This window comes from Phytohabitans kaempferiae (assembly GCF_042433955.1).
Classification (GTDB): domain Bacteria; phylum Actinomycetota; class Actinomycetes; order Mycobacteriales; family Micromonosporaceae; genus Phytohabitans; species Phytohabitans kaempferiae.
The window spans coordinates 76,964-98,444 of record NZ_JBHLUH010000084.1; the positions used below are offsets into that span (position 1 = coordinate 76,964).

Consider the following 21,481-nt stretch of genomic DNA (forward strand, 5'->3'; position numbering starts at 1 on the left):
GAGGCTCAGCCGAGCCTGGCGAGATCGAGGCGGATGTCTTCGATGGTGCGGGCCGCGGGCACGGTGGCGATGATCTCACCGGTGCGGGCGACCATCAGCACCGTGGCGACCTGACCGGCGCCCTGCGTACCGAGCTGGAGGCTGCCGCGCAGCCCGCCGGTCGGGTCGGCGAGCGTGCGGACGCCGGTGCCGGGCGCGCGGGCTGTGCTGGCGCGCGGCGGTGGCGCGGACGACCTCGTGACGGTCACCACCGTGACGCCGGGCTTCGCCGTCGCCGCCGTGTCGGCGATGAGGCTCGTGCACTCGCAGCCGTCGGTGAGCAGCACCGCGGCCGGGAGCAGGCCGCGCAGCGCGACCGGCGAGCCATCGACGTCGATCAGGTCGAGGGCGGGCATGGTGCGGGTCGGCGCCGGTGCGCTGGTGGTCTGGCGGGCGACTGGCGGGAGTGGCTGCTGCTGCCGCCCCGGCCAGGTCACGGCGAAGAGGCTGGTCAGCGTCGCGAGCACGGCGACCGCCATGATCAGCAGGGTCACGCGCATCGAGGACTGGGAGGGCCCGCGGCCGAACCGCCGGCTCCAGGCGTCGCGCCGGGCCTGGCGGCGCAGATCCTTGCGCACCGCCGCCGACTCCTCGGCGAGCTCGCTCAGATCGTCGGGAATGACCACCGTGCCCCACTCGGGCGGCAGGTCGGGCACGCCTTCGGGGCGTCCGCCGCCGTCGGGCGGAGTGCCACCGTTGCCGTTGCCCGTGGATCCCATGTCCCCCTGCCCACGTGTCGAGAAGTAGATCGGGGTCTACCTCTAGGGTCTCTCACCGATGGGTGGGACCGCTAGGGGGCATCGGTCCTTACGGTGCCCCTCGGGGCGGCGATTGGTGTCGCGCATTGCTCATTTGGGCATTACTCTGCGTGGCCGATGGTCGATGGAATCCTCTTGTCAAGCTGGAGAAAGGCCTCTCACAGGCCCCCTGAGCTGGGCTTACGGTCAGGACCGGGACGGGACATCGGTGCCTGAGCGTGTTACCCTAGACACAGCGAAAGGGGTTTCGAACCTATGGTTTTCAGTGTCGGCGAGACCGTTGTTTACCCCCACCACGGGGCCGCACTCATCGAGGCAATCGAGACTCGGGTCGTCAAGGGCGAGGAAAAGCAGTACCTCGTCCTCAGGGTCGCTCAGGGTGACCTGACGGTGCGGGTGCCCGCCGAGAATGCCGAGATCGTTGGTGTGCGCGAGGTGGTTGGCGAGGAAGGCTTGGGCAAGGTCTTCGACGTCCTCCGCGCTCCACACACCGAGGAGCCGACCAACTGGTCGCGGCGTTACAAGGCGAATCTGGAGAAGCTGGCCTCTGGCAACCCGCTCAAGGTGGCCGAGGTTGTCCGTGACCTGTGGCGGCGTGAGCGCGAGCGGGGCCTGTCGGCTGGCGAGAAGCGCATGCTGGCCAAGGCTCGCGACATTCTCGTCGGCGAGGTCGCGCTGGCGGAAAAGAGCACCAAGGACGAGGCGGAGATCCTCCTCGACAAGGTGCTCACCGAGGCCTGACCCTCCGGCTGACCCGTTCTTACAACTTCTCCTCCGGGGACCGCGACGTGACCGCGCAGCTTAATCCGTGCGGTGACGTCGCGGTCCTCGTTCCTGCGGCCGGTGCCGGCGTGCGGCTGGGCGCCGGCGGACCCAAGGCCCTGCGGCAGCTCGGCGGCGAGCCGATGCTCGTACACACCATCCGGCGCGTGGCGGCCGCACCTTCCGTACGCACGATCGTGGTGGCCGCGCCGCCGCTCGACGTCGAGGCCGTGCACGCCCTCCTCGCACCGGTGGCGCCGGTGCTCGTGGTGCCGGGCGGGGCCGAGCGGCAGGAGTCGGTCGCGGCGGCCCTGGCGGCGGTGCCCGTGGGGCCCGAGATCATCCTGGTGCACGACGCGGCCCGTGCGCTCGCCCCGCCGTCCCTCGTCGAGTCGGTGGCAGCCGCGGTGCGCGCGGGCAGCGACGCCGTCATCCCGGTCCTTCCCGTTGTCGACACCGTCAAGGAGGTCGACGGCGACGGTTTCGTACTCGGCACGGTCGACCGGGCCACGCTGCGCGCCGTACAGACCCCGCAGGGCTTCCGGCGCTCCGTGCTCGCCGCCGCGCACGCCAGCGCCGCCGCGTCGCTCACCGACGACGCGGGCCTGGTGGAGAAGCTGGGGGTACGGGTGACGTGCGTGCCCGGCCACGAGCACGCCTTGAAGATCACCCGCCCGTTCGACCTGGCCATCGCCGAGCTGCTGCTGGAGCGTCCGGCCTGAGCGGCGGCGGGCTCCCGATAGGCTCGCCGGCGTGATCGTTCCCCGGGTCGGCATCGGCACCGACGTACACGCGTTCGCCGCTGGGCGTGCGTGCTGGGTCGCGGGCTTGGAGTGGCCCGGCGTCGACGGCCTGGCCGGCCACTCAGACGGTGACGTGGCCGCGCACGCCGCCTGTGACGCGCTCCTCTCCGCCGCCGGCCTCGGCGACCTCGGCGCCAACTACGGCACCGACCGCCCCGAGTGGGCCGGCGCCTCGGGAGTCGCACTGCTGGCCGAGACCGCCCGGCGGGTACGCGTGGCCGGCTTCGAGATCGGCAATGTCTCCATCCAGGTGGTCGGTGTACGGCCGAAGATCGGTCCACGCCGGGCCGAGGCCGAGCGGGCGCTCTCGACCGCTGTGGGGGCCGCTGTGACCGTTTCCGGCACCACCACGGACGGGCTGGGGCTGACCGGCCGTGGGGAGGGCCTCGCGGGTCTCGCGGTGGCGGTGGTCTACCAACGCTGACGTAGGCTCGGCGTCGTGCCCAGCGATGCGCCGTCCGACCGTGACGCCACCCCGGACAGCTACGTCCAGCGCGCCGCGCTCCTGGCCGACCTGGGCCGCTACGACGAGGCGGCCGGCGAGCTGGCCGACGCGCTCACGCTCGAGCCTGGCCATCCGGCGGCGCACGCGGCGCTGGCCAGCGTCCACCTGGCCGCCGAGCGCCCGGCGGAGGCCCTCCAGGCGGCCGACGCGGCCGTCGCCGCCGCTCCCCATGACCTGCCCGCCCTCGTGACCCGCGCGATGGCCCTCACCGACCTGCGCCGCTTCGGCGAGGCGGCGCAAGTGGCCGCCGAGATCCTCCGGCTCGGCCCCGCGGATGCGTACGCGCAGCGGAGCGCGGCCGCGATCCTGGCCGACTCGCGCAACGGCCAGACCTCCATCGACGCCGCCTGGCGGGCCGTGCAGCTGGCGCCCCGCGACCCGCTCGCCCATCTGGTGCTCGCGCTGGTGGCGGGCCGGCTGGGGCGCTTCGAGCTGGCCGAGCGGGCCTACCACGAGGCGCTGCAACTGGACTCCACGCTCGCCGGTGCGGCCGACGAGCCGGGCATCGTGCGGCTCGACCGCCGGCGATACGCGCGGGCGCTGGAGCGGGTCTCCGAGAGCGCGGTGCTTCCGCCGGTGCCCGCGTTTCAGCCGGCGCCGGTGCCAGCGGCCAAGCGGCCCGCCGACCGCCTGCGGCCGATGGTGCTCTTCGGTGCCGGACACAGCCTGGTCACAGCGATCCTCGTGGCGTTCGTGGAGGCGGCCGGCGGTGCCAGCTCGCAGCTGCTGGCCGGCGTGCTCGGTGGTGTGGGCCTGCTCGCCATCGGCATCCTGGTGTCCCGGCTGCCGCGCGGCGACCGCTTCGGTGGACGCCCCGGCCGGCTGGCCACGATCGCGGTGTCGGCCGGGCCGTTTCTCATCGTGCTGTACGCGTTGATCGGCACGCCCTGGCCGCTGGCGCTCGCGATCGCCGCCGCGGTCGCCGGTCTCACCTTGCTCACCCGCATGGGGTGAGGGCGGGGTCAGCCCAGGCTGCGTCCCGCCCACGTCCACGCGTACCCGGTGTCCTCACAGGACAGTGCCGGCTCGCAGAGGTCGAGTGGCCGGAAGGTGTCGACCATGACGGCCAGCTCGTCGAAGTACTCCACTCCGAGGGCCCGCTCCGCCGCGCCCGGCTGCGGCCCGTGTGTGAAGCCGGCCGGATGCAGCGAGATCGAACCCTGCTCGATGCCTGAGCCGCGCCGCGCCTCGTAGCTGCCCCCGGTGTAGAAGAGCATCTCGTCGGAGTCGACGTTGTGGTGGTTGTACGGCACCGGGATCGCGAGCGGGTGATAGTCGACCTTGCGGGGCACGAACGAGCAGATCACAAAGTTTGGCCCCTGGAACGTCTGGTGTACCGGTGGCGGCTGGTGCAGCCGTCCCGTGATCGGCTCGAAGTCGTGGATGGAGAACGCCCACGGGTACATGTGGCCGTCCCAGCCGACCACGTCGAAGGGGTGGTGGGCGTAAACAAGACGCGTCCAGGCTGAGCTTGTTGCAGGCGGGCGTGCCCGCGACCTGTGCTGGACGTACACCTCGACGTCGGACTCCTCGACGAGCAGCGGGGCATCGGGGCCGCGCACGTCCCGCTCGCAGTACGGCGAGTGCTCCAGGAACTGCCCGCGCACCGAGAGGTAGCGCTTTGGCGGTCCGATGTGGCCGGTCGCCTCGATGGCGAGCAGCCGGAGCAGGTCGCTGGTGGGCACGATGCGGTGGATCACCGAGGTGGGGATCAGCGCGTAATCGCCGCTGGCCAGGTCGAGCGTGCCAAAGGTCGACTCGACCCGCGCGGTGCCCGACTCCACGTACACGCACTCGTCGCCGATCGCGTTGCGGTAGAGCGGTGAGGGGCGGTCGGCCACCACGTACGAGATGCGCACGTCGTCGTTGGCGAGCAGCGGCTGCCGCCCGAGCACTGGGTCGGCACCGCCCGCGTCGAGCTTGTGCGTGCGCAGGTGGCGGGGCTTGAGGGGCCGGTTGGCGGTGCGTGTCCACGCTGGCGGGTCGTACTCCTCCGCGGCCACGATCGCGGTGGGCATGTAGCGGTGGTAGAGCAGGGACGAGTCGGACGAGAAGCCCTCCTGGCCCACCAGCTCCTCGTTGTAGAGGCTGCCGTCCGGCTGACGGAACTGCGTGTGTCGCTTGCGCGGGACATCTCCCACGCTCCGGTAGTAGGGCATGTCTACCCTCCGTTATGTCCTGTTCACCGGCCGATAGTGTCCGATTATCGGACGCTATTGTCCGCTCCTTGTAGCGTCCATTAGGTTCTCTGTTCGTGTCAACCGGACTGCTTCCGGCGCTCTTCACACGCCTCGTGGACGACGCCGCCGTGTTCCCGCCCGGGAGCGCGCCGCTGCCTGAGGCGATCATCGGGCATCGCGAGCACCGCGCGGGGTGGTATGCCGACCTCGTCGGCCCGCTCCTGCTGCCCGCGTCGGCGCTGCCCGACGCGGCCCGCCTGCTCGGGGCCGACGAGCGGATCGACGTCGGCCTGATCGGTGACGCCGGGGTCGACGCGCTGCCCGCCGCCATCGACGCCGCCGACCCGCGCCTCGCGATCGGCCAGGTCGAGGTCGCGGTCGCCAAGCGCGGCGAGGATCCCGAGCCCGGCCTCCACCGGCTGCTCGCGCTCCTCGGCGAGCGTTCCTCCCTCATGGGGTACGCGGAGATCCCGCTCACCTGGGGCCTGCTCGCGGCGCTGGACACAGTGGCCGAGGCGCGCGCCGCTGGCGTGGCGGTGGCCGCGAAGTTTCGCACCGGCGGGCTGGCCGCCGAGCTCTTCCCCACGCCGGTGGAGCTGGCCGCGGTCATCTGCGCCTGCCGCGACCGCGAGCTGCCGTTCAAGCTCACCGCCGGGCTGCACCACGCGATCCGGCACACCGACCCGGAGACGGGCTTCGTGCACCACGGCTTTCTCAACGTGCTGGTCGGCACCGCCTCGGCCGCCGACGGTGCCGAGGTGGCCGAAGTGGCCGAGCTGCTCGCCGCCACCGATCCCATCCCGCTGATCGAGCCGGCCCGCGCGCTGCGCGAGCGCGTACGTCCACTCTGGATCGGCTTCGGCTCGTGCAGCGTCGTCGAGCCGCTCACCGACCTGATCCGCCTGGGCCTCGTCAACGGTGGCTACCAGTAGCGAGGCGCGCGCCGTGCTGTCGGGTAATTGGCTGGGATACACGCTGTGACGGGCGTACCGTGGTTCGCGGGGAGGCGCGATGTCCACGGTGGCGGTTACGCGGTTGATCGACGCTCCGGCGGTGCGCGTGTGGCGGGTCTTCACCGACCTGCCGGCACGGGCCGCCTGGCTCTCCACTGTGGACGCGATCGAGGTGATGACGCCCGGCCTCTTCGGCCTCGGCACCGTGTGGCGGGAGACCCGCACGATGCCCGGCGACGTCCAGGTGACCGAGGAGTTCACCGTGCTGCGGTGCGACGCGCCGAGCCGCTTCGTGGTCGCCTCGCCCGGCATCGGTGCCAACTACCGGATGACATACACGTTGACGCCGGTCGAAGTGGGTCGCCACCGGGGCGGCACGGCGGTGACCGTCGTGCAGGAGGGCGCCCCCTCCGCGCCGGGCGGCCGGCTGCTCGCGCTCGTCTTCGGCGGGCTCGCGGCGCGCACCGTCGAGGGCGCCCTGCGGCAGGATTTGACCGACCTGGCTCTGGCGGCCGTAAGGCCCGCGGCAGCGTAGCCAGGTAACCTGCCCGGCGTGGGCATGCGACCTTCGGCCTGGCTGCGTGTGGGCGCGGTCACCGTGGCGGCTTCCGGTGTTCTGGCAGTCGGCGGTGTGATCGCCTACCGTGTGCTGGCGCCGGCCGAGACGGTCTCGGCCGCCACGACGGCATACCCGGCGGCGCCCGCGGCACAGCCCGGCGTGATCGGCTCGCTCCCCGCGGCGCCGCTCATCGTCGACGGGCGGCTGCGCATCTACGCCGCAAACCGACAGGTGCGCGCCGACGGGCCCGTCGACGCCCGGACCCAGCGGACCCCGTACTGGTCGTACCGGCGCTGGCCGGAGGAGCTCCTCGGCGTCGTGGCGGCCGGCACCACCGTCTTGGGGCGCTGGTCCGACGGCGATGTCGTCGCGCTCGACGCCCGCACCGGCAAGGTCACTTGGCGGGCCGAGGGCGAGCCGCCGGAGGAGTCCGGATACGCGGGGGGCAACACCGGGGCGGAGACCGTGTACGAGCCGGAAGGGCTGCACACGGCCGGCGACCGCGTGCTCGTACGCGACGCCACCTACCTACGGGCGCTCGACGTCGCCACCGGACGGGAGCTGTGGCGCAGGGCACTGCCGGATTGCCAGGTGGGCGGTTTCACCACGGCCGGCGGGAGCTACGCCACCGTCGACACCTGCGCGCCCAAGCCGGTGGTGGAGTTCTTCGACGTGGCGACCGGGCAGTCGCGGGGGCGCTGGGAGCCGCCGGCTGGCACGCGGGCGCCGGAGGTCGAGCCGCTCGGCTGCGCACCGGCCCGGTCCGCGTGTGCCGGGCTGCGTACCACCGAGGCGGCCGGGGCGCGCGGCTGGCTCCTCGCCGACGCGGAGGCGCCCGGCGGTGTCTCGGTGACCGCGGCGCCGGCCCTCGACCCGCCGGGCGCTCTGATCGTCGGCGATGTCGGAGTGGGCTACGTCGACGGCGACATCGTGGCCCATTCGCTGCGCGGTGGTGCCGAAGTCTGGCGGTGGCGGGGCGACGCCTCGAAAGTGCTCGCCGCGCAGTCCGATGCCATACACGTGCTCACGGAAAAGCGCGACCTCGTCACTCTGGATCCGGCAACGGGGAGAGAGAAGTCACGCTTCCTGTTGGCGTACGGACGCGAACGCGTCAACTGGAAGCCGGGGTTGGTACGCGCCGGTGACGGCTTCGTCGCCGTAGAGCGACTGGCCGAGGTTGACAACAGTGATGCCGATGAGGCGGATGAGTATTTTGGTGCGTTGCCGGTAATCCTCGCGCGCACCTAGAAAGCCTTAACCGACAGCAAGCGAACGGGGGCACCCGGTGAAGGTGCCCCCGAAAAGCAAACTACGGCCCCCTAGGGATTTGAGAGCCGTGGCGGATGTGCGGTTGAGTCGTCAGCCGTGAAGATCAAACTCCCCGTTCTTGGTGCCGGCGACGAAGGTCTCCCACTCGGCCGGCGTGAAGAACAGCACCGGTCCGCTCCGGTCTTTAGTGTCGCGCACCGCGACCCCGCGGTCGAGGATCGCGACCTCAACGCAGTTGCCGTTCCCGCTACTGCGCGTGCTCTTGAACCACGCGGCACGGGTCAGGTCCAGGGCGGCCATTCCGCACCCCTTGTCCCTAGATTGATTACGGACGGTTGCGAGAAGCCTTGCGGATCCAGGCGGTCGATTCATCGGGAGCGAGCGCCATTTTGCGCAGCCTCTCGTGGACGATTGTATACCCGCGCACGTGATCCTGCTCTTCCAAGGCTTGCCCGTTTGTCAAATTCTCCAGATAGACCACCGGCTCGTCGGCTGCGTCGGGAAAGCTTATGATCACGTAGGGTGTTGTCATTGCCGGATGTCCGCCAACTGAAAACGGCAGTACCTGAATAGTCACGTTAGGTAGCTCCGACAGATCCGCCAGATGGTCGAGTTGGCGGCTCATCACCTCGGGGCCGCCCACTGAGCGCAAGAGAACGGCTTCGTTGAGTACCGCTGACAACTCGACGGGGTTTTCCCGGTGCAGCACCTCTTGCCGGCGGATCCGGGCCGCGACCTTGCGGTCGAGGTCGTCGTCGCCCGCGGTGAGCCGGTAAACCGCCCGCGCGTAATCCTCGGTCTGCATCAGCCCGGGAACAGTTTCGGCCTCGTAAGTCCAAACCGCGGAGGCCTCGGCCTCCAAGCCGACGTAGAACTCGAACCAGACCGGCAGCACATCGCTGTAGTTCTGCCACCACCCGCGTTGCTGAGCGCCGCGTGCGATGTCGATGAGCGCCTCGGCGTCGGTGCCGGTCACCTGGTACAGGGCGAGTGCGGCACGTACGTCGCGGGGCTTGATCCCGATCTGCGCGTTTTCGATCCGGGACAGGTTGCTCTTGGACATATCGAGCTGCCGCGCCGCCTGCTCGAGGTTCATCCCCGCGCTCTCGCGCAGGTGACGGAGCTCTCGGGCGATACGGCGGCGGCGAACTGTGGGACTTCCAGACACGGCAGCGAGTTTCGCACCTCTATCCACGGCGCGCCACCAAGGTCGTCCGCGAATCAAAACGGGAGTTGCGTTGCATGTGTGTCAGGTGCATTCTGGTGTGGCTACCGGGTTAATAGTCACTTGTCAACTGCATCACGCCCGGTGCGTGAGTCGCTGCGTTCTGTTCTCAAAACAAGCCCGAATCGGGGGAGAACGCCGTTGAGGCAGCTGTCGATCGTGCGGGCCGACCACGGCGACGTGGATGCCATCACCGATCTGATCGCCGATTCCTTCCAACATCTCGCCGTGTCTGTGTGGCTCGTGCCACGGCGACCCGAGCGATGGGCCGTGATGCACGGCCATGTCCGCATCCACATCGAGCACGCGATGCGCTACGGATACGTGCACGTGACGGCCGACCGGTTGGGGGTCGCGGTGTGGCTCCCGCACGATCGTCGCCTTCCGCCCCCGCCCGACTACGACGAGCGGCTGGTCAAGGCGTGTGGTCAGTGGGCCGACCGGTTTCGCACCGTCGACCGCCTCTTCGCCGCCCGCCATCCCCGGCGGCCGCACCACCACCTGTCGTACCTGGCGGTGCACCCCGACCGGCGGGGCGAGGGCGTCGGCTCGACGCTCCTGCGCCACCACCACGCCCGCCTGGACGCGGCCGGCATCGGCGCCTACCTGGAGGCCAGCAGTTCGCCCAGCCGCGACCTGTACGCGCGGCACGGCTATCGCACGGGCGAGATGTTCGCCGTGCCGGACGGGGCCCCCTACTGGCCGATGTGGCGGGAGCCCGTCCGGCAGGACTGAGGCCGATCTCGCGAGCCGGCCCTTACACCTGGGCGGCGGCTTCCGCGGCGGCGAGGAAGGCGTCGTTTTCGGCCGGCGTACCGACCGTGACGCGCACACCGTCACCGGGGAACGGGCGGACGATCACGCCACGCGCCTCGCACGCCGCGCCAAACTCGGCCGACCGGCCGCCGAGCGGCAGCCAGATGAAGTTGGCCTGGCTCTCCGGCACGTCGAAGCCCAGCTTGCGGGTCGCCTCGGTGAGCCGGTCGCGCTCGGCGATCACGAGCCCGCAGCGGCGAGCCATCTCCTCCTGCTGTGCCAGCGCCGCGAGCGCCGCGGCCTGGGCGACGGCGCTGGTGGAGAAGGGGGTGACCACCTTGCGTACGGCCGCGGCCACCTCGGGCTGCGCGACCAGGAAGCCCACGCGCAGGCCGGCGAGGCCCCACGCCTTGGAGAGCGTGCGGAGCACGACCACGTTGGGGCGGTCGCCGTAGGTGCGCAGGCCGTCCGGTACGTCGGGGTCGGTCACGAACTCGCGGTACGCCTCGTCGAGCACCACCAGCACGTCGTCGGGGACCGCGTCGAGGAACCGGTCGAGGTCGGGGCGGCGGATCGAGGTACCCGTCGGATTGTTGGGGTTGCAGACCAGGATCATGCGAGTGCGGTCGGTGACCGCGGCGGCCATGGCGGTGAGGTCGTGGCCGTGGGCCGTGTTGTTGGGCACGCGCACACTGGTCGCGCCGGTCGTGGCCGCGATGATCGGGTACGCCTCGAACGAGCGCCACGAGTACAGGATCTCGTCGCCGGGCAGGCAGGTGGCGCGGGCCAGGTGCTCGCAGAGGGCGACCGAGCCGCAACCGGTGGCGATGCGGTCGGCCGCCACCTCGTACCGCTCGGCGAGTGCCGCCCGCAGGGCCACCACGCCCATGTCCGGGTAGCGGTGCACGCCGCTCGCCGCCTCGGTGACCGCCTCGACCACGCCGGGCAGCGGGCCGTACGGCACCTCGTTGCTGGCCAGCTTGATCGCCTCGGGCAGGCCCAGCTCGCGGGCCAGGTCGACCGCGCTGCGGCCGGGCACGTAGTTGGGCAGTGCCTCCAGGTCGGCGCGGGTCAGTTTGGTCATTTCGTACCTCCAGGTGCGTCCGCGGTCTCGGGCACCTCGACGACGACGGTCTGCGCGGACTTGTCGTGCAGCGCCTGGTAGAGCGGGCGGTCAAAGAACGGGAACACGTTGTCCACCAGCTGCAGGATGAAGCCGATGCCCAGGCAGGACCAGAGGAACGTGGGCAGACCCATGATGTTCCAGCGGCGCAGCGAGCGGCCGAAGCCCAGCCGCTCGGCGCTCTCCACCCGCATCACTTTGATCCGCATGATGCGCTTGCCGAACGTCTGTCCGGTGTTGGCGGTACCGGGCACCTCGTACGCGAACCACAGGGCGATGCCGATGATGAAGATGGCGACCTGGAGCCCGTCGGCCTGGGCACCGGGCTGGGGCAGGTTTTGCAGCATCGGCTCGCCCGATGCCATCCGGCGGTTCCACTCCCGGATCACCGGCGCGTACTCCTGGTACCACCGGTAGATGAACCAGCCGTTGACCACCACGTTGAGCAGCACGACTATGCCGATGTCGATCAGCCGGGCGACCACGCGGGCGCCGAGCGGCGCGAGCTTCATCCCGTGCGGCCGGGGCGGCGGGGGCGGCTGGTAGGCGTACGGCGGATAGGGGTAGCCGGGCGGCGGGCGCATGCCGGGCGGCGGCATGGGGCCCCACTGCTGGCCCGGGATGAGGGGCTGGGGGGCGCCGTTTTGCGGCGGCGGCCCGCTGGGCGTGGGCGGCCCGGAGATCGGCGGCGGCACGACCGGTGGCGGCGGCATGACCGGTGGCGGCGGTGCGGCCTGAGGTGGCGCGGCCGGTGTGGTCGGTGCCTCCGGTGGCGGGGCCGGCGCGCTGGGCGGGGGCGGGCCGTCAGGCGGGGTGGCATCCGAGGGCAGGGCATCACCTACCCAGCCCTCACCATCCCAGTAACGCTGGGTGCTCGGCTCAGCCGGATCTTTGTACCAGCCAGGTGCGACGCTCACGCAGGAACCTTAACGACCACGGTCGCGGCGAATTTGTCGTGGAGGCACTGCTGGTATGGCTTGTCCCACAACTGCCAGAATCCGTCGACGTATTGGAAGCCGGCAACGAAGTACGCGCCGACGAATCCGACCAGCCATCGCTTGGCCGCTGAGCCGCGGCTCAGCTCCGCGTCGGGGGCGAGCGGGACGATCTTGATCTTCATCGCCCGCTTGCCGAGCGTCTGCCCGGTGCGGAAGAGCATTTCGACGTAGTAGACGTACGACGCGATGACGAGCGCCACCATGAAGCCAGCCTCGATCAACAGCAGCGGCAGCAGGAAGTCGAGGAAGCCCAGCTCGACCGGCGTGCCGTCGGGCTGGATCTGGAACAGGTCGGGCGCGACCACGAGGAAGAAGATGAGCAGCGCCGGCACCCCGAGCAGGAGTCCGAAGGCGACGAAGACGGCGTAGTCGATCAGGTACGCCAGGAGCCGGTCGGTGAAGCTGGCGAGCGGCTGCCCGGCAGGGCTCAGTGCGGGCGGTGGCGGGGGTGGCGGCACCGGCGTGGCGGCCCAGGGCGGCGGTGGCAACTGCCAGCCGCCCGGCTGTGGCGCTGGTGGAGGGGTGGACGGTTGCGTCACGCGGACAGTCTTACAGGTTTCCGCGAGGCTCCCGCCCCCGGATCTTGTACGGGAAGATCACCTCAAACCGCATCGACACGGGCGGATCGCGCTAGCCGGATTAGATCCCGCGTGTCGTTACCGTGTCGGCGTGGCTAAAGGGAGGGCCAACGGCAGGGCGGGCTGGGTAGTCGCTGCCCTGCTCGTGCTGGTCTTCCTGGTCAGCACCAATACTTGGAATCCCTTTCCCGGTATCTGGGAATGGGTCAACACGAGCCAGCCGATCGCCACGTCCAACGTCGCCTGGCAGCAGCGGCTCGGCAGCGGCCCGCAGAGCGTGACGTTCGCCGGCAACGCGGTGGTGGTCGAGCATCGTACGTCGGTCGAGGCGCGCGGCATCAGCTCCGGCGCGCGGCTCTGGGAGAAGGACAAGGACTGGGCGGCGGTCGCCGGCGAGGGGCTCGACTCGGTCGTCGTCGTGGGCGAGCTTCTCACCAAGGGGTACGAGGTGCTCGACCCGGTCAGCGGCACGGTGCGCCGGACCGACAAGCAGGCGGTGGCGGTGTGGACGTACCGCAACGCGCTGCTCGACGTGCGCTGCGGTGACGCCAAGGAGTGCCAGCTCACCGCCTGGGAGCCACGCGGCAGCGCTCCGATGTGGACGGTCGACCTGCCGGGCGTCGGTTTCGTGCTATTCGCCGACAATCCCGACGTGCTCGACGCCAAGCCGATCAACACGCGGCGGGTCGCCGGTGACGCGGGCGGTCCGGTGCTGATGCCGTCGTTGCTCGGTTTCCCGGTCGACGGGCAGGTGCGCGTGGTGGACACCGCGGCCGGCCGCGTGGTGCAGGACTTCAAGCCCGACCGCCGCGACCGGCATGTGGCGGTCGGAGGGCGGGTGATCCGCGTACAGGCCCGCTCCGGCGATGGCACCTGCTATTTCACGGTCACCGCCACCGACCCCGCGCTCCAGCGGGAGGTGTGGCGGCATGAGGCGGTCAACCTGCGTACCGCGGATGGCGCCGGCTGTGCCCAGCGAGAGGACCCGGCCGGCGGGCAGAACGTGATCGTGGGCGTCACCGCGGACGGGCGGGAGGCGGTGCTCGACGCGTACGACGGGCGCGTGCTGTGGCTCGGCGGGCACGGGGACAAGCTGCTGGCGGTCGACGACCAGTACGCGCTGGTCCGCCTCTCCGGCGCCAAGTCGGTCAGCTCGTACGAGTTCGGGGTTAAACAGGCGCGGTGGAGCTTCGACACTCCGGACCCGAAGGCGGGCGCCGCGATCACCCGGTTCGCCGCGATCGTCGTACCCGAGGATCCGGATCGTGTCGTGGCGCTGGCGCCAGCCAGCGGGCGGACGCTGGTGGAGGTGCGTTCGTCGGCGAAGGTCCTGGCCGTGGGGCCGACCGGCATGATCATCGGTGAGCAGCGGGAGATCGGCTTCATCCCCTTCGGCGGCGCCTCGACCGCTCCCGGCGCCACGCCCGCGCCCGCCGACACCTCGCTCTGCGACGGCCCGAAGGAACCTACCTGTGGCCAGGACAAGTGATCGTTGTTGCAGGATGGCCCGGCGGGTGGGAACGGACGCGCCCGCTGGCTTAGGCTTGCCGCTCATGAGCGAGCGGAGCGAGCGAATCATCGAACACAGGGTGCTTGGAGCCTCGTGCCCGCCCGCAGCGAAGCGAGGACGGGCATGAGTGCCGCCGCAGCCTTCTCCCACTCCCCCCTGCTGCCCACGGGCGTCGACCAGACGGAATACCGGCTGGTGAGCGACGAGGGCGTCGATGTGGTCAACGGGCCGGGCGGGCGGCGCTTCCTGACCGTCGAGCCGGGCGTGCTGACCCAGCTCACCGCCGAGGCCATGCACGACATCGCGCACTACCTGCGCCCGGCCCACCTGGCCCAGCTCCGCTCGATCATCGACGACCCCGCGGCCTCGCCCAACGACCGCTTCGTCGCGCTCGACCTGCTTCGCAACGCCAACATCGCGGCCGGCGGCGTGCTCCCGATGTGCCAGGACACGGGCACCGCGATCGTGATGGGCAAGCGCGGCCGCCACGTGCTCACCGACGGCACCGACGAGGAGGCCATCGCGCGCGGCGTGTACGAGGCGTACACGCGGCTCAACCTCCGCTACTCGCAGCTCGCCCCGCTGACGATGTGGGAGGAGCGCAACACCGGCTCCAACCTGCCCGCGCAGATCGAGCTCTACGCGGAAGACCCGGGCGGCCACCCCGACGCGTACAAGTTCCTTTTCATGGCCAAGGGCGGCGGCTCGGCCAACAAGTCGTACCTCTACCAGGAGACGAAGGCGCTGCTCAATCCGACGCGGATGATGCAGTTCCTGGACGAGAAGCTGCGGCTGATCGGCACGTCGGCCTGCCCGCCGTACCACCTGGCCGTGGTGATCGGTGGCACCTCCGCTGAGTACGCGCTCAAGACCGCCAAGCTCGCCTCGGCGAAGTACCTCGACGCGATGCCGACCGAGGGCTCGATGAAGGCGCACGGCTTCCGCGACGTCGAGCTGGAGGCCGAGATCCTGGAGCTGACCCGGCAGTTCGGCATCGGCGCGCAGTTCGGCGGGCGGTACTTCTGCCACGACGTTCGCGTGATCCGGCTGCCCCGCCACGGCGCCTCCTGCCCGGTGGCGATCGCGGTCTCCTGCTCGGCCGACCGGCAGGCGCTGGCCAAGGTCACCCCCTCCGGCGTGTGGCTGGAGCGGCTGGAGACCGACCCGGCCCGCTTCCTGCCCGACGTCACCGACGCGCAGTTGGAGACCGAGGAGGTCGTGCGGGTCGACCTCAACCGGCCGATGGACGAGATCCGGGCCGAGCTTTCCAAGTACCCGGTGAAGACCCGGCTGTCGCTGACCGGGCCGCTGGTCGTGGCGCGCGACATCGCCCACGCGAAGATCGCCGAGCGCCTCGACGCGGGCGAGTCGATGCCGGCGTATATGCGCGACCACGCCGTCTACTACGCCGGGCCGGCGAAGACCCCCGAGGGGTACGCGTCGGGCTCGTTCGGCCCCACCACGGCCGGGCGGATGGACGCGTACGTGTCGAAGTTTCAGGCTGCGGGCGGCTCGCACGTCATGCTCGCCAAAGGCAACCGCTCGCGCGGCGTCACCGAGTCGTGCCACCAGCACGGGGGGTTCTATCTGGGGTCGATCGGTGGACCGGCCGCGCGGCTGGCCCAGGACTGCATCAAGCACGTCGAGGTGCTCGAATATCCCGAGCTCGGCATGGAAGCGGTCTGGAAGATCGAGGTCGAAGACTTCCCCGCCTTCATCGTGGTTGACGACAAAGGCAACGACTTCTTCGCAGAGGTGACAAAGCCCGTGCTGACCGTCGGCCGGCGCTGAGATCGTCGGCGCCCGCCCATATAGCCGCCTGTCCTTTTTGCGGAAAGACGACCCCCCGTTATGAGCGGCACGGGCCCCGTCACCGGGTCGCGCGCGTCCATACTGATTGCCAGGGCTCTCGATCCGCTGCCATTTCACTATCGTGGAGCGCCGGTCCGGATACCTCCGGCGTAGCCGCGACTCCGTCCCACGTGCCGGACGTCGCTTTCACTGGTGTGAAACAGCGATAGATTTTATGAAGGCCGATCTACCAGGAGCGGACATGCGCTTCGGGATCCTGGGGCCGCTGCGAGTGGGCGGCACCGAGGACGCCACGGTCACCGCCGGGCGGGACCGGGTCGTCCTCGGCATGCTCCTGCTTAACGCGGGCCGGGTCGTACCAGTCGATCGCCTGGTCGACGCGATGTGGGACGGCGCACCGCCGACCACGGCCCGAGGGCAGCTCCAGACCTGCGTCTCCCGCCTCCGCCGGTCGCTCGCCGCGGCCGTGGGCGACGAGGTGATCGTGACCGATCCGGCCGGATACTCCGCACGGGTCGACCTGAACGAACTGGACGCCGCCGTCTTCACCCGGCTGACCGCCGAGGCGCGCGTCGCCGCCGACGGCGACCGGCTCGCCGAGGCGCGCGACTCGTTTCGCGCGGCGCTGGATCTCTGGCGCGGGCCGGCGCTCTCCGGGATCCCCAGCCGGGCCGTGCGGCGGGGCGCCGCCGCGCTCGACGAGCAGCAGACGGTGGCGATCGAGGAGTGCGTCGACGTCGAGCTGCGGCTGGGCCGGGAGCGGGAGCTGCTCGGCGAGCTGACCGACCTGGTCGAGCGCTACCCGCTGCGGGAGCGGCTGCGCGCCCAGCTCATGCTCGCCCTGTACCGCGCCGGCCGGCAGGCGGACGCGCTCAGCGTGTACCGCGACGGGCGCAAGGTGCTCGCCGACGAGCTGGGTATCGAGCCGGGGCCGGCGCTGCGCGAGATGCACCAGCGGATCCTGGTGGGCGACCTGGTCGCGCCGGTCGACGACCGCCGGCCGCCTCCGCCCGCGCGCTGCCTGCCCCGCACCGCGGCCGACTTCACCGGACGCGGGGAGGTCGTGGCCCGGCTGGTCGAGGCGGTCGAGCGGGCCGACCCGGGCGGCCCGGTGATCCAGCTCATCGACGGGATGGCGGGCAGCGGCAAGACGACGCTGGCCGTACACGTGGCGACTCTCCTCGCCGGGCGCTATCCCGACGCACAGCTCTTCGTCGACCTGCACGGGCACAGCGAGCGGCGGCCACTCGATCCGAGCGCCGCGCTGGTCACGCTGTTGCGGCAGCTCGGCGTACCGAGCGAGCGGATCCCGCCCTCGCCGGACGAGCGGGTCACGCTCTGGCGCACCGAGCTGGCCGCGCGCAGGGTCCTCGTGGTGCTCGACAACGCGGCCAGCACCGCCCAGGTCGGCCCGCTGCTCCCCGCCGCTCCCGGCTGCCTGGCGCTGGTGACCAGCCGGCGGCGGCTCGTGGGGCTCGACGGCGTACATCCGGAGCCGCTGCCGGTCCTGGCCGAGCCGGAGGCGGTCGAGCTGCTGGCCCGGGTCGCCGGCCCCGAGCGCATCGCGGACGAGCCGGCGGCGGCCGTCGAGGTGGTGCGCCGCTGCGGATACCTGCCGCTGGCGATCCGGCTCGCCGGCGCTCGGCTCGCCCATCGCCGCAGCTGGCGGGTCGCCGACCTGGCCGCCCGCCTGCGCCGCGAGCGGCCCGTGCTGCCCGAGCTGGCCGCCGAGGAGCGCACGGTGGCGAGTGCGTTCGCGCTGTCGTACCGGCAGTTGCCCGATCCGGCCCAGCGGTTGTTTCGGCTGCTCGGGCTCTATCCGGGCGTGTGGTTCGACGCGCTGGCCGCGGCCGCGCTCGCCGACCTGCCACTCGCCGAGGCGCAGGACCAGCTCGACGAGCTTGTCGACCGCCACCTGCTGGAGGAGCCCAACGCGGGGCGGTTTCGGCTGCACGACCTCATGCGCGAGTACGCCTGGGAGCTGGTCACCGCCACCGAGCCCGAGGCCGCCCGCCAGGCCGCGAGCGGGCGGCTCCTCGACTGGGCGCTGCACGCGGTGGCCGACGCGACCCGCGAGCTGGAGCGAGGGCTGCTGCACGGCTCGCTCAACCTCAGCCGGCCGATGCGCCCCGACCTGGTGGTGCCGTTTGGTGACGAGGGCTCGGCGTGGTTGGAGGAGCAGCGGCTCAACCTGCCGGCGTTCGTGCGGCGGGCGGCCGAGACCGGGCACAACGAGTACGCCTGGAAGCTCGCCCGCGCGATGTGGCGGTTTCTCTTCATCCGCTGCTACAGCGACGACCTGCTCGCCACTCAACTCGACGGGCTGGCCGCCGCGGAGCGCTCCGGCGACGACGCCGCGGTGGCGACGATGAACAACTACCTCGCCTCGGTGTACTTCCGAGCTGGTGAGTACCTCGACGCGATCGAGCACGTGGAGGCCGCCCTCAAGCTGCGCGAGCGGCTGGGCCACGAGCGCGACGCCGCCGTCTGCCGGGGCAACCTGGGCGTGGTGATGGTGCAGCTCGGGCGCCTCACCGAGGCGGTGGAGTGCTCCCAGCAGGCACTCGCGACCTGGCGGCGGCTGGCCAACGACCGGGGCATCTCGTCCGCACTGGCCGATCTCGGCATGTCGTACATGCTGCTCGGCCGGTACGACGAAGCGCTGGACATGCACCGCCGCCACCTTCAGCTCGCGGTCGAGAACCGGCTCGACTTCCAGATAGGGGTCGCGCTCGGGCACATCGCCCAGGTGCGGTTGCGGATCGGCCAGCTCCCCGTGGCTATCCGCCTGCTCCGGTGCGCCGTCAAGATCAAACGGCGCACGGGCAACCGATACGGCGAGGGCGAGGTGGTCAACGACCTCGGTGTTGCGCACCGCCTCTGTGGTGACCTGGTCGCCTCCGAGCGATACCACCGGGAGGCGCTGGCCATCATGCGGCAGATCGGTGAACGTCGCGGCGAGTCGCTGGTCCGCAACGACCTGGGCATCATGCTCGCCGCCGCCGGCCGGTCGGCCGAGGCTAGCGAGCAGCACACGCAGGCGCTGGCCATCGCGCGGCAGATCAAGCACCGCTACGAGGAGGCCCGCGCCCTGGACGGGCTCGCCACCTGGCTGCGGGCCGCCGACCCCGCCCAGGCCCGGCGGTACTGGGAGCGGTGCCTCTCCATCCGCCGCGACATGGGTCTTCCCGAGGCGTCCGCGGTGGAGCGTGCCCTGGCCGAGCTGGACGCCTCGCAGGCGGCGGGCGCGGTACGCCGCTGAGGGACGTGCGCGGTGCCGGCCGCCCGCGGGGTCGCCGGGCGTGCGCGGGGAGGCGTCGTGTGCGGCGGTGGGGGTGAGGCGTCGCACGGCGATGCGGCGTGAGCGCAAAGCGTCGCGGGCGATGGCCGACGTGAGACTGGCCCGACGATGAGGCAGGTGGACGATCATTGGGTCAGGATGGGTGGGTGACTGAGCAGGCTTGGCGCGTAGAACGAGACACGATGGGCGAGGTCCAGGTGCCGGCCGACGCCCTGTGGCGGGCACAGACCCAGCGAGCGGTGGAGAACTTTCCGATCTCTGGCCGCGGGCTCGAACCGTCGCACATCAAGGCCCTCGCCCAGATCAAGGGGGCGGCCGCGCAGGTCAACGCGCGGCTGGGCGTGCTGCCGGCGGACGTCGGTGAGGCGATCGCCACCGCGGCCGCGCATGTGGCCGATGGCGGCTACGACGACCAGTTTCCGGTGGATGTCTTCCAGACCGGCTCCGGCACCTCCTCCAACATGAACGCCAACGAGGTGCTCGCCACGCTCGCCAGCCGGGAGCTGGACCGGCAGGTGCACCCCAACGACGAGGTGAACGCCTCGCAGTCGAGCAACGATGTCTTTCCCTCGTCGATCCACCTCGCGGCGACCGACGCGGTGGTGAACGATCTGCTGCCCTCCCTGCGTCATCTCGGCTCTGCCCTGGAGGCGAAGGCCGACGAGTTTGCCACCGTGGTCAAGGCTGGGCGCACGCACCTGATGGACGCCACTCCGGTCACGCTGGGGCAGGAGTTTTCCGGGTACGCGGCGCAGGTGCGGTATGGCGTCGAGCGGCTGGAGTCGATCGTGCCGCGCCTCGCCGAGCTGCCCCTCGGCGGCACCGCCGTGGGCACCGGGGTCAACACGCCGCCCGGTTTCGCCCCCGAGGTCATCGCCAGGCTGCGCGAGATGACCGGGCTGCCGCTCGTCGAGGCGCGTAACCACTTCGAGGCGCAGGGGGCGCGTGACGCGCTCGTGGAGACCTCGGGCCAGCTGCGGACGGTCGCGGTCGGGCTCTACAAAATCGCGAACGACATCCGCTGGATGGGCTCGGGCCCTCGCGCCGGCCTGCGCGAACTCCAGATCCCCGACCTCCAGCCCGGCTCGTCGATCATGCCAGGCAAGGTGAACCCGGTGGTCTGCGAGGCGCTGCGCCAGGTGTGCGCGCAGGTCATCGGCAACGACGCGACGGTCGCCTTCGCCGGATCGCAGGGCGACTTCGAACTCAACGTCATGCTCCCGGTGATGGCCCGCAACCTGCTGGAGTCGATCACGCTGGTGGCCTCATCGAGCCGCCTCCTCGCCGACCGGTGCATCCGAGACCTGGTGGCCAACGTGGAGATCTGCCGCGAGTACGCCGAGTCGTCGCCCTCGATCGTCACGCCGCTCAACCGGTACCTCGGCTACGAGGAGTCCGCCTCGATCGCGAAGCAGGCGCTCGCCTCCGGGCAGTCGATCCGGGCCGTGGTGCGCGACCGGGGCCACGTGGAGGCTGGACGGATCACCGAGGAACAGCTGGAACAGGCGCTGGACGTGCTCCGGATGACCCGCCCATGACGGTGCCGCTGACCACGGTGGTCTTCGACGCCGACGAGACACTTGTCGACCTCTCGACCGCGGTGGCCGGCGGACTCCTCGCGGCGCTGGAGGAGATGCGGCGGCTGACCCCGGCGGCCGAGGCCCTCACCGTGGCCGACCTCGCCGCCGACTGGTCGCCGGCCTTCGCGGTGATGCGGGCGGCACCGGCGAGCGAGGTCAGGCGGGCGGCGCTCACCAGGTCGCTCGTCCGCATCGGGCTGGAGGCGGAGCTGGAACGGGTCGCCGAGGTCTTCTTCGCCCGGCAGTTTGCGCTGAGCCGCCCCTTCGCCGACGCGCTGCCGGTGCTGGCGGAGCTGCGCCGCAAGTACACCATCGGGTTTGCCACCAACGGCAACAGCCGCACCGAGCGGTGTGGGCTGGCCGGCGAATTCGCCTTTGAGGTGTATGCCCTGGAGAACGGCCTGCCCAAGAAGCCCGCGCCGGAGTTTTTCGCCGCGGTGGTGGAGGCGGCGGGATGCGCGCCGGGAGCCGTGGTGCACGTGGGCGACTCGTGGGAGCACGACGTGGTGGGCGCGCGGGCCGCCGGCCTGCGCGCGGTGTGGCTCAACCGCGCCGGCGAGCCACGCCCGGCCGGCCCACCGCCGGACGCCGAGGTGCGGTCGCTCGCCGAGCTGCCGGCGGTGCTTGCCGCCCTGGGCGGTGCGGGCACGAGCCCCACGACCACGCTCACCACCGCCGTCAGCACCAGCCCACCGGCGAGCAGCGATGCCAGCGTCACCAGCCAGGCGGCCGCGGCCGCCAGCGACACGGGCTGAGCCGGCGCCGCCGCG

At 71.3% G+C, this 21,481-nt stretch carries 20 protein-coding genes; 13 read left to right on the forward strand and 7 right to left on the reverse strand.

What is annotated here, in order from left to right:
* Positions 1 to 5: 5 nt before the first annotated feature.
* Positions 6 to 758, reverse strand: a complete 753-nt coding sequence (locus tag ACFFIA_RS38420) for a hypothetical protein (RefSeq protein ID WP_377261166.1) — start codon at positions 756 to 758, stop codon at positions 6 to 8.
* Positions 759 to 1,052: 294 nt separating this feature from the next.
* Here ACFFIA_RS38420 and ACFFIA_RS38425 point away from each other — a divergent pair, with 294 nt between their 5' ends.
* Genes ACFFIA_RS38425 through ACFFIA_RS38440 form a run of 4 tightly spaced genes read left to right on the forward strand, consistent with a single transcriptional unit; the run spans position 1,053 to position 3,821 of the window.
* Positions 1,053 to 1,538 carry a CarD family transcriptional regulator gene (locus ACFFIA_RS38425; RefSeq protein ID WP_091551228.1) on the forward strand — a complete coding sequence of 162 codons (486 nt, stop codon included), beginning with the start codon at positions 1,053 to 1,055 and terminating at the stop codon, positions 1,536 to 1,538.
* A gap of 47 nt (positions 1,539 to 1,585) precedes the next feature.
* Complete coding sequence (ispD, locus tag ACFFIA_RS38430; RefSeq protein WP_377261169.1) at positions 1,586 to 2,281, forward strand: 2-C-methyl-D-erythritol 4-phosphate cytidylyltransferase; 696 nt, start codon at positions 1,586 to 1,588, stop codon at positions 2,279 to 2,281.
* 31 nt (positions 2,282 to 2,312) lie between these two features.
* Entirely contained in the window at positions 2,313 to 2,786 is a 474-nt protein-coding gene (ispF, locus tag ACFFIA_RS38435; protein ID WP_377261172.1) for a 2-C-methyl-D-erythritol 2,4-cyclodiphosphate synthase, read from the forward strand.
* A 15-nt stretch (positions 2,787 to 2,801) separates the two neighbouring features.
* Positions 2,802 to 3,821, forward strand: coding sequence for a tetratricopeptide repeat protein (locus ACFFIA_RS38440; RefSeq protein ID WP_377261175.1), 1,020 nt, complete (start codon positions 2,802 to 2,804; stop codon positions 3,819 to 3,821).
* 8 nt (positions 3,822 to 3,829) lie between these two features.
* On the opposite strand, the gene ACFFIA_RS38445 is transcribed toward ACFFIA_RS38440, so the two are convergent.
* Positions 3,830 to 5,026: a homogentisate 1,2-dioxygenase gene (locus ACFFIA_RS38445; protein WP_377261177.1), complete on the reverse strand. Its 1,197-nt coding sequence runs from the start codon at positions 5,024 to 5,026 to the stop codon at positions 3,830 to 3,832.
* Positions 5,027 to 5,121: 95 nt separating this feature from the next.
* On the opposite strand from ACFFIA_RS38445, the gene ACFFIA_RS38450 reads away from it, so the two are divergent.
* The 3 genes from ACFFIA_RS38450 to ACFFIA_RS38460 all read left to right on the forward strand — a co-directional run bounded on the left by ACFFIA_RS38450 (position 5,122) and on the right by ACFFIA_RS38460 (position 7,807).
* Positions 5,122 to 5,979, forward strand: a complete 858-nt coding sequence (locus ACFFIA_RS38450) for a hypothetical protein (protein WP_377261180.1) — start codon at positions 5,122 to 5,124, stop codon at positions 5,977 to 5,979.
* A gap of 79 nt (positions 5,980 to 6,058) precedes the next feature.
* Positions 6,059 to 6,535 carry an SRPBCC family protein gene (locus ACFFIA_RS38455; RefSeq protein ID WP_377261183.1) on the forward strand — a complete coding sequence of 159 codons (477 nt, stop codon included), beginning with the start codon at positions 6,059 to 6,061 and terminating at the stop codon, positions 6,533 to 6,535.
* Between the two features lie 24 nt (positions 6,536 to 6,559).
* Positions 6,560 to 7,807, forward strand: a complete 1,248-nt coding sequence (locus ACFFIA_RS38460) for an outer membrane protein assembly factor BamB family protein (RefSeq protein WP_377261379.1) — start codon at positions 6,560 to 6,562, stop codon at positions 7,805 to 7,807.
* A gap of 111 nt (positions 7,808 to 7,918) precedes the next feature.
* On the opposite strand, the gene ACFFIA_RS38465 is transcribed toward ACFFIA_RS38460, so the two are convergent.
* Together ACFFIA_RS38465 and ACFFIA_RS38470 are read right to left on the reverse strand one after the other, a co-directional pair.
* Positions 7,919 to 8,128, reverse strand: a complete 210-nt coding sequence (locus tag ACFFIA_RS38465; protein WP_377261185.1) for a DUF397 domain-containing protein — start codon at positions 8,126 to 8,128, stop codon at positions 7,919 to 7,921.
* A 25-nt stretch (positions 8,129 to 8,153) separates the two neighbouring features.
* The gene (locus tag ACFFIA_RS38470) at positions 8,154 to 8,996 is read right to left on the reverse strand and encodes a helix-turn-helix domain-containing protein (protein ID WP_377261187.1); all 843 of its coding nucleotides are present in this window, start codon (positions 8,994 to 8,996) and stop codon (positions 8,154 to 8,156) included.
* A gap of 198 nt (positions 8,997 to 9,194) precedes the next feature.
* Here ACFFIA_RS38470 and ACFFIA_RS38475 point away from each other — a divergent pair, with 198 nt between their 5' ends.
* Positions 9,195 to 9,788 carry a GNAT family N-acetyltransferase gene (locus ACFFIA_RS38475; RefSeq protein ID WP_377261189.1) on the forward strand — a complete coding sequence of 198 codons (594 nt, stop codon included), beginning with the start codon at positions 9,195 to 9,197 and terminating at the stop codon, positions 9,786 to 9,788.
* A 22-nt stretch (positions 9,789 to 9,810) separates the two neighbouring features.
* Here the strand turns inward: ACFFIA_RS38475 and hisC are convergent, their stop codons facing one another.
* The 3 genes from hisC to ACFFIA_RS38490 are packed head-to-tail and all read right to left on the reverse strand — an operon-like array spanning position 9,811 to position 12,469.
* Complete coding sequence (gene hisC, locus ACFFIA_RS38480; protein WP_377261191.1) at positions 9,811 to 10,893, reverse strand: histidinol-phosphate transaminase; 1,083 nt, start codon at positions 10,891 to 10,893, stop codon at positions 9,811 to 9,813.
* Positions 10,890 to 11,849 (reverse strand): RDD family protein, encoded by a 960-nt coding sequence (locus tag ACFFIA_RS38485; protein ID WP_377261193.1) that lies wholly within the window; start codon positions 11,847 to 11,849, stop codon positions 10,890 to 10,892. Before ACFFIA_RS38485 ends, hisC begins: the two co-directional genes overlap by 4 nt.
* Positions 11,846 to 12,469 (reverse strand): RDD family protein, encoded by a 624-nt coding sequence (locus ACFFIA_RS38490; RefSeq protein WP_377261195.1) that lies wholly within the window; start codon positions 12,467 to 12,469, stop codon positions 11,846 to 11,848. The genes ACFFIA_RS38485 and ACFFIA_RS38490 overlap by 4 nt, the downstream gene beginning before the upstream one ends.
* A 130-nt stretch (positions 12,470 to 12,599) precedes the next feature.
* Here ACFFIA_RS38490 and ACFFIA_RS38495 point away from each other — a divergent pair, with 130 nt between their 5' ends.
* The 5 genes from ACFFIA_RS38495 (at position 12,600) to ACFFIA_RS38515 (ending at position 21,466) form a co-directional block, all read left to right on the forward strand.
* On the forward strand, positions 12,600 to 13,997 hold the full coding sequence (locus ACFFIA_RS38495; RefSeq protein ID WP_377261197.1) for a PQQ-binding-like beta-propeller repeat protein: 1,398 nt from the start codon (positions 12,600 to 12,602) through the stop codon (positions 13,995 to 13,997).
* Between the two features lie 144 nt (positions 13,998 to 14,141).
* A complete protein-coding gene (locus ACFFIA_RS38500) occupies positions 14,142 to 15,809 on the forward strand; it encodes a fumarate hydratase (protein ID WP_377261199.1) in 1,668 nt (555 codons plus the stop codon).
* A gap of 262 nt (positions 15,810 to 16,071) precedes the next feature.
* Positions 16,072 to 19,092, forward strand: a complete 3,021-nt coding sequence (locus ACFFIA_RS38505) for an AfsR/SARP family transcriptional regulator (protein ID WP_377261201.1) — start codon at positions 16,072 to 16,074, stop codon at positions 19,090 to 19,092.
* A 221-nt stretch (positions 19,093 to 19,313) separates the two neighbouring features.
* Complete coding sequence (locus ACFFIA_RS38510; RefSeq protein ID WP_377261382.1) at positions 19,314 to 20,669, forward strand: class II fumarate hydratase; 1,356 nt, start codon at positions 19,314 to 19,316, stop codon at positions 20,667 to 20,669.
* A complete protein-coding gene (locus tag ACFFIA_RS38515; RefSeq protein WP_377261203.1) occupies positions 20,666 to 21,466 on the forward strand; it encodes an HAD family hydrolase in 801 nt (266 codons plus the stop codon). The genes ACFFIA_RS38510 and ACFFIA_RS38515 overlap by 4 nt, the downstream gene beginning before the upstream one ends.
* Positions 21,467 to 21,481: the final 15 nt, after the last annotated feature.

Excerpts from the sequence above, each read along its gene's own strand:
- ACFFIA_RS38420 (WP_377261166.1), bottom strand. The coding sequence starts at position 758 with ATGGGATCCACGGGCAACGGCAACGGTGGCACTCCGCCCGACGGCGGC.
- ACFFIA_RS38425 (WP_091551228.1), top strand. The coding sequence starts at position 1,053 with ATGGTTTTCAGTGTCGGCGAGACCGTTGTTTACCCCCACCACGGGGCC.
- ACFFIA_RS38445 (WP_377261177.1), bottom strand. The coding sequence starts at position 5,026 with ATGCCCTACTACCGGAGCGTGGGAGATGTCCCGCGCAAGCGACACACG.
- ACFFIA_RS38455 (WP_377261183.1), top strand. The coding sequence starts at position 6,059 with ATGTCCACGGTGGCGGTTACGCGGTTGATCGACGCTCCGGCGGTGCGC.
- ACFFIA_RS38460 (WP_377261379.1), top strand. The coding sequence starts at position 6,560 with ATGCGACCTTCGGCCTGGCTGCGTGTGGGCGCGGTCACCGTGGCGGCT.
- ACFFIA_RS38465 (WP_377261185.1), bottom strand. The coding sequence starts at position 8,128 with ATGGCCGCCCTGGACCTGACCCGTGCCGCGTGGTTCAAGAGCACGCGC.
- hisC (WP_377261191.1), bottom strand. The coding sequence starts at position 10,893 with ATGACCAAACTGACCCGCGCCGACCTGGAGGCACTGCCCAACTACGTG.
- ACFFIA_RS38500 (WP_377261199.1), top strand. The coding sequence starts at position 14,142 with ATGAGTGCCGCCGCAGCCTTCTCCCACTCCCCCCTGCTGCCCACGGGC.
- ACFFIA_RS38505 (WP_377261201.1), top strand. The coding sequence starts at position 16,072 with ATGCGCTTCGGGATCCTGGGGCCGCTGCGAGTGGGCGGCACCGAGGAC.
- ACFFIA_RS38510 (WP_377261382.1), top strand. The coding sequence starts at position 19,314 with ATGGGCGAGGTCCAGGTGCCGGCCGACGCCCTGTGGCGGGCACAGACC.
- ACFFIA_RS38515 (WP_377261203.1), top strand. The coding sequence starts at position 20,666 with ATGACGGTGCCGCTGACCACGGTGGTCTTCGACGCCGACGAGACACTT.